Source organism: Streptococcus sp. 27098_8_66 (assembly GCF_041431945.1).
Taxonomy (GTDB): domain Bacteria; phylum Bacillota; class Bacilli; order Lactobacillales; family Streptococcaceae; genus Streptococcus; species Streptococcus dentalis.
In genome coordinates this window covers 51,173-57,256 of the sequence record NZ_JAPVYS010000013.1, presented here as the reverse complement: position 1 = coordinate 57,256, position 6,084 = coordinate 51,173, and the positions used below count along the sequence as shown (strand labels likewise).

The following is a 6,084-nucleotide window of genomic DNA, read 5'->3' as shown; positions in this document are numbered from 1 at the left end:
TTACCGATTTCTATCCCACTCTCTTTTTGCTCTCAAAGGAATTTCAACTCTTTTCTAGTCAAATCTGACGCAAGTCATCAAATTTATGATAAAATAAAGTGTTACAGTAAATAGATTTTGATGAAGGAACACTATGCGAAAAGAGATTGACCCTGAATTATATAATTACAATAAATTTCCTGGACCTGTCTTTCATCAGGTAGGAGACCAAATCCGTTCAGAAAACCTCTCCTTTGAGCTCTTGAAAAATGAGAAGGAAGCTTTTGATGCGACTGTTTTTGGTCAGCGATTTTCTGAGATTTTAACCAAGTTTGATTACATTGTTGGTGATTGGAGCAATGAGCAGTTGCGCTTGCGTGGCTTCTATAAGGAAGAGCGCGATGTTGCAACGATGGATAAACTAAGTCGTTTAGACGATTATTTGTTAGAATATTGTAGCTATGGTTGTGCTTATTTTGTCCTTGAAAATAAGGAACCTCATCGTGCTTCTTTTGATAAGAAATCACCGGTCAAAAAAGCTCAATCAGAAGAAAGAGAGCCCAAGAAGCGTTCGCGCAATCGCAAACAAAAAGATCGTTTCCAAAAACGAGAACGCGACAAGGGACAACCAGCCAAAAACTCGAAAAAAACAAGACCGTCTGCTGAGACTAAAAAGACAACGAAGACAGACAACAAACGTCATTTTGTGATTCGACAAAAAGAGGAGTAAGAAAGAATGAAACCATCCATTTATAGTTTAACACGCCAAGATATGATTGATTGGGCGGAAGAAAACGGCGAAAAGAAATTCCGTGCAGCACAAATCTGGGAATGGCTCTATCGCAAACGCGTCCAGTCTTTCGAAGAAATGACCAACCTTTCTAAGGATTTGATTGCAAAGTTAAATGATCAATTTGTCGTCAACCCACTTAAGCAACGGATCGTGCAAGAGTCAGCAGATGGAACGGTCAAGTATCTTTTTGAATTGCCAGACGGCATGTTGATTGAAACCGTCTTGATGCGTCAGCACTATGGATTATCTGTCTGTGTAACGACTCAGGTCGGATGCAATATCGGTTGTACCTTCTGTGCTTCTGGTTTGATCAAAAAACAACGCGATTTGAACAATGGGGAAATCGTGTCTCAAATCATGTTGGTCCAAAAATACTTTGACGAACGTGGCCAAGATGAACGGGTCAGTCATATCGTTGTCATGGGGATCGGAGAACCATTTGACAACTATAACAATGTCTTGAAATTTATCCGGACGGTCAACGATGACAAGGGATTAGCGATTGGTGCTCGTCATATTACCGTGTCAACTTCTGGTTTGGCTCATAAAATTCGTGACTTTGCAAATGAAGGTGTGCAAGTCAATTTGGCAGTGTCTCTTCATGCTCCAAACAATGACTTGCGCTCTAGCATCATGAAGATCAACCGGGCCTTTCCAATTGAAAAATTGTTTGCGGCGATTGAATACTATATTGAGACTACGAACCGTCGGGTGACCTTTGAGTACATCATGCTCAATGAAGTCAATGACGGGGTCGAGCAAGCCTTAGAGTTGGCAGAATTGCTCAAGAATATCAAGAAATTGTCTTATGTTAACTTGATTCCTTACAATCCTGTCAGTGAGCATGACCAATATAGCCGGAGTCCCAAAGAACGGGTCATGGCCTTCTATGATACCTTGAAAAAACAAGGTGTTAACTGTGTAGTGCGTCAAGAGCACGGTACGGATATTGATGCAGCCTGTGGCCAATTGCGTTCAAATACCATGAAACGGGATCGGGAGAAAGCGATTGTTGAACATGCGCAACCTTAAACAAGGGCTGATCGATCATACAGAACTAACAAAAAGAGGAAGAAGGCTGTTACGGAGTGGCAGCTTCTTCTATTTTATCCTTTTGTGTCTGATGTGTTTTTTGCCCCAACAGCCAGAGCCGGGTATGGAAACACCGGGTATTCAACATTTCGGTCGCATCGTCGTCCTGCTGGTTCCTCTTAATTCGGTGATGAATCTTGGTCAGATCACCAGTGTCATCCAACTCATTAAGGTCATTCTCCAAAATATAGCCAATATCTTTTTGTTAAGCCCGCTGGTCTTTCAACTTCTCTGGCTATGGCCCTGGTTGAGGAGTCGCAAACGGGTCTTGTGCTTCGGTTTTGCCATGAGCTTGTGGATTGAATGTAGCCAAGTTCTGTTAGATCTCTTGTTTGATGCCAATCGTGTCTTTGAGCTAGATGATTTGTGGACCAATACCTTAGGCGCTTATCTAGCTTATTTAGGCTTTCAGTATTTCCGAGCACGATTGCTAGCAAAAAATGGTGAAATGTAAAATCCGAACATTTTAGTGTCTTTTTGAAATTTTTGTTGACAAAATCAGAAGCGGGAGCTATAATATCTTCAAGACATCAGAAAAGTAGAGATTTTTCTCACTTCCAGGGAGCTTGTGGTGATTGCGAACAAGCAGTGGTGAATCTTGAAATGGGCTGATGTGTTTATGATGATGAATTTGAAACAATAAAAATTCGGTGAGCACACCTTATCGTGCACCCTGTTGTTAGACAGGTCAGAGATGTAGGAGAAAGAATAGCTTCCTACAATTGAGGTGGCACCGCGGTATCGAATCGTCCTCACACAGATTTTTCTGTGTGAGGTTTTTTGTATCTCAAAGGAACCCAATGAGACTGCAGCTCAAAGGGCCCGCGAGAGAAAAAGATCATAAACAGGATTAAAGATATAGAAAAGAGGACACAATCATGACAGAAACAAAAGGCTATTTCGGACAATTTGGTGGATCTTTCGTACCAGAACCGATTCAAAACTTGCTCAATCAATTAGAGGAAACCTTTGAACAGTATAAAAATGATCCAGAATTTATTGCAGAATACAAACATTATTTGAAAGATTATTCTGGTCGGGAAACACCGCTCTACTTTGCGGAAAGTTTGACAGAACATTTAGGTGGGGCAAAAATTTATTTGAAGCGCGAAGACTTGAATCACCTAGGTTCGCATAAATTGAATAACGTTTTGGGGCAAATCCTCTTGGCCAAACGCATGGGCAAAACGCGCGTGATTGCTGAAACAGGGGCTGGTCAACACGGTGTAGCTACAGCAGCTGCGGCAGCTAAGTTCGGTATGGCCTGTGATGTTTACATGGGAGCAGAAGACGTTGAACGTCAACGTCTCAATGTCTTCCGCATGGAAATGATGGGGGCAACCGTCCATGCGGTTGAAACCGGGACTAAGACCTTGAAAGACGCCGTTGATGCTGCCTTTGGAGCATGGATGGCGGATCTGGATGCCTTTTACGTTTTGGGTTCTGCTGTTGGCCCTCACCCTTACCCAACCATTGTGCATGAATTCCAAAAAGTGATTAGTGAAGAATCTAAACGTCAAATCTTGGAAAAAGAAGGCCGTTTGCCGGATTATGTGATTGCCTGTGTCGGTGGTGGCTCTAATGCCATCGGTGCCTTTTCTGAGTATGTTGCAGAAGAGGAAGTCGACTTGGTTGGGGTAGAAGCAGCTGGACATGGCTTGGACACCGATCAACACGCAGCGACCATGACCAAAGGGACTATCGGTGTGGTTGATGGGATGAAGACCTATGCAGTCTTTGGCGAAGATGGAAAAGTAGCGCCAGTGTACTCGATCTCTGCTGGTTTGGACTACCCAGGGGTTGGTCCAGAGCATGCTTTCTTTAAAGATTCTGGTCGTGTCAAATATGTAGCAGCGACAGATGATGAAGCAGTAGAAGCTCTTCTTCTTCTCAGTAAGACAGAAGGGATCCTCCCAGCCATTGAAAGCTCACACGCGATTGCAGAAGCGGTCAAACGTGCTCCACAATTGGATAAAGACAAGATCATTATCATCAACGTTTCCGGACGTGGGGATAAAGATGTGGCTGCCATCGCCGATTATCTAGAAGCGAAGGCTGCAAAATAAAAAGAATTTATCTGCAAAACATCGTATAAAGCAGTAAAGCGTGATAACTGAGAAAGAGACAGGGAACAAAGGGAATCCGGTCTCTTTCTTTTTTGAGAGCAAAGACGAGAATGCCTAAGATGGATGCGATCTGAATGAGAATGAGGATCTGGGTAGAAGAAAAGCTTAGCGAAAAGGTAGCTAGTAAGAGAAAATCTCCTGCTCCCATTCCGATAAAGAAAAAGTGAGCTCCGATCGCAAGGAGTAAAAAGACCAGCATGAGGAGATTACTACCGGATAAAAAGAGGACCAGGGCATGGAGACAGCACCAGATGAATAAAGGGTATTCCATAAAGCGAAGGTCATAGATGGCTAAAACGGCAGCTCCCAGTAGTGTTAGAAGTTGAGGCAGAGAAAGGTAACCATTGGCGCAGGCTAAAAAGAGCAGGCCACTCCAGACCTCAAAAAGGCAGTACCAAAATGGGTAGATCTGATGACAATAGCGACAGCGAAAGCGATGCAGGAGTTGCGAGAGGATAGGGATGAGGTCCCAAACTCCAAGGACGTGCTGGCATTGATCGCAATGACTGCGAGGAGTGAGAATGGATTGGTTTGGAAAACGATCGACTACTAGTCCCAAAAAAGAGGCGATGCAAGTACCGATGGTAAAAAAATAAAAGTTGATCATACTTATTTATTCGTAAAGCAATCGGAAAATTTCATCATTTGCTTGAAAATCTTGTAAAGCCTTTCTAAATTTGATACAATAATGAACATGAAAAACCTGTATGATGTTCAACAATTTTTAAAACGTTTTGGAATCATCATTTACGTAGGGAAGCGCCTCTATGACATCGAATTGATGAAAATTGAGCTTCAACGTCTTTATGATGCAGGCCTGATGGAGCGGCTCGATTATTTAGAAGCCGATACCGTTTTAAGAAGAGAGCACAAGCAAGAATTAGAATTTTTGAAAAAGAGTGAGGTAGAGTGATGGGAAATATCATTTTTTGGTTGGTTGTTTTAGGAGCATTTGGATGGATGGCGTTTAATTATTTCCGCATCCGTAAAGCTGCTAAATTTGTGGACAATGCTACTTTTGAAGAGCTGATTCGTAAAGGTCAGTTGATTGACTTGCGAGAGCCAGCTGAGTTTCATGCCAAGCATATTTTAGGAGCACGCAACATTCCTTCAACTCAGTTGAAATTGAGTCTTGCAGCCTTGCGCAAAGACAAACCAATTTTGCTCTATGAGAATAGCCGTAGTTCTCGAGTAACCAATGCGGCTCTCTATCTTAAGAAACAGGGCTACACAGACATTTATGTCTTGTCTTATGGTCTTGATTCTTGGAATGGGAAAGTGAAAAAAGATGCTTAATAAAAAGAGCTCTAACTGCACCAGCTGTGTAGTTAGAGCTTTTTTATCTCGTTTTTTCAAGGGACTCTTTGACCCATGTGAGCTCCACCTCATTCAAAGGTCGGCTTTCTCCAGGGGCTAACTGAGGATCCAAGGTGAAGGGACCAAAAGACAAGCGGTTTAAGGTCATTACTTTGACCCCTATGGCTAAAAACATTTTTTTCACTTGGTGGTATTTTCCTTCTGAGATCCGGATCTGGGCCTTGCTGTAGCTGAGGGTGCTTTCTAGAATGGTTAAGGAGGCGGGCTTGCAGATAGGACCGTCTGTGAATGAAATTCCATTCTGAAATTGCTCGATGTGGGCTGCATAGAGCGGACCATTGACTTCTACCTCATAGACCTTCTCCACATGGTATTGAGGATGGAGCAGTTGAAAGCCTAAGGGACCATTATCTGTGATGAGGAGCAGACCACTGGTGTCGCGATCGAGGCGACCAAGAGGATAGAGGTCTGGGTACTCTTGCTGGGGGTCCACTAGCTCGATCACCGTTGGATGGTGGGCGTCTCTTTTGGCGGTCACGGCCCCGATTGGTTTGTGGAGCATGTAGTAGTGGTGACGCGGTTCTTGAATGATCCGATCCCCTATTTGAATCTGTTGGAGTCCAGGGTCGATGTTTTGGGATAGCTTTTGAGCTGGTAGGTGATCGACCAAGATTTGCCTTCGAGCCAGAAGTTGTTTGATGTCTTTGCGAGAGTACTGATGGTCTGCCATCAATTGATCTAATCTCATGGGAGCCTCTTTTTCTGTAAGTCTTATCA

General features: G+C 43.3%; 8 protein-coding genes and 1 other annotated feature. Of the genes, 6 read left to right on the top strand and 2 right to left on the bottom strand.

Annotated features, from left to right (window positions below; all coding sequences use genetic code 11):
- The first annotated feature begins 133 nt into the window (after positions 1-133).
- From O3642_RS08890 to trpB, 4 genes are all read left to right on the top strand, one after another.
- A complete protein-coding gene (locus tag O3642_RS08890) occupies positions 134-709 on the top strand; it encodes a YutD-like domain-containing protein (protein WP_045759156.1) in 576 nt (191 codons plus the stop codon).
- A 6-nt stretch (positions 710-715) separates the two neighbouring features.
- A complete protein-coding gene (rlmN, locus tag O3642_RS08885; RefSeq protein ID WP_003005918.1) occupies positions 716-1,804 on the top strand; it encodes a 23S rRNA (adenine(2503)-C(2))-methyltransferase RlmN in 1,089 nt (362 codons plus the stop codon).
- A complete protein-coding gene (locus tag O3642_RS08880; RefSeq protein ID WP_155125480.1) occupies positions 1,791-2,318 on the top strand; it encodes a VanZ family protein in 528 nt (175 codons plus the stop codon). The genes rlmN and O3642_RS08880 overlap by 14 nt, the downstream gene beginning before the upstream one ends.
- A gap of 62 nt (positions 2,319-2,380) precedes the next feature.
- Positions 2,381-2,621: a binding site (T-box leader), on the top strand.
- Positions 2,622-2,742: 121 nt separating this feature from the next.
- Positions 2,743-3,930 (top strand): tryptophan synthase subunit beta, encoded by a 1,188-nt coding sequence (gene trpB / locus O3642_RS08875; RefSeq protein ID WP_371605821.1) that lies wholly within the window; start codon positions 2,743-2,745, stop codon positions 3,928-3,930.
- 7 nt (positions 3,931-3,937) lie between these two features.
- Here trpB and O3642_RS08870 read toward each other — a convergent pair whose 3' ends face one another.
- The gene (locus tag O3642_RS08870) at positions 3,938-4,597 is read right to left on the bottom strand and encodes an A24 family peptidase (protein ID WP_155125484.1); all 660 of its coding nucleotides are present in this window, start codon (positions 4,595-4,597) and stop codon (positions 3,938-3,940) included.
- A gap of 87 nt (positions 4,598-4,684) precedes the next feature.
- Here O3642_RS08870 and O3642_RS08865 point away from each other — a divergent pair, with 87 nt between their 5' ends.
- Positions 4,685-4,903: a YqgQ family protein gene (locus O3642_RS08865; protein ID WP_003017930.1), complete on the top strand. Its 219-nt coding sequence runs from the start codon at positions 4,685-4,687 to the stop codon at positions 4,901-4,903.
- Complete coding sequence (locus O3642_RS08860) at positions 4,903-5,286, top strand: rhodanese-like domain-containing protein (protein ID WP_049503555.1); 384 nt, start codon at positions 4,903-4,905, stop codon at positions 5,284-5,286. Before O3642_RS08865 ends, O3642_RS08860 begins: the two co-directional genes overlap by 1 nt.
- A 43-nt stretch (positions 5,287-5,329) precedes the next feature.
- Here the strand turns inward: O3642_RS08860 and O3642_RS08855 are convergent, their stop codons facing one another.
- Entirely contained in the window at positions 5,330-6,055 is a 726-nt protein-coding gene (locus O3642_RS08855; protein ID WP_155125486.1) for a 16S rRNA pseudouridine(516) synthase, read from the bottom strand.
- Positions 6,056-6,084 lie beyond the last annotated feature (29 nt).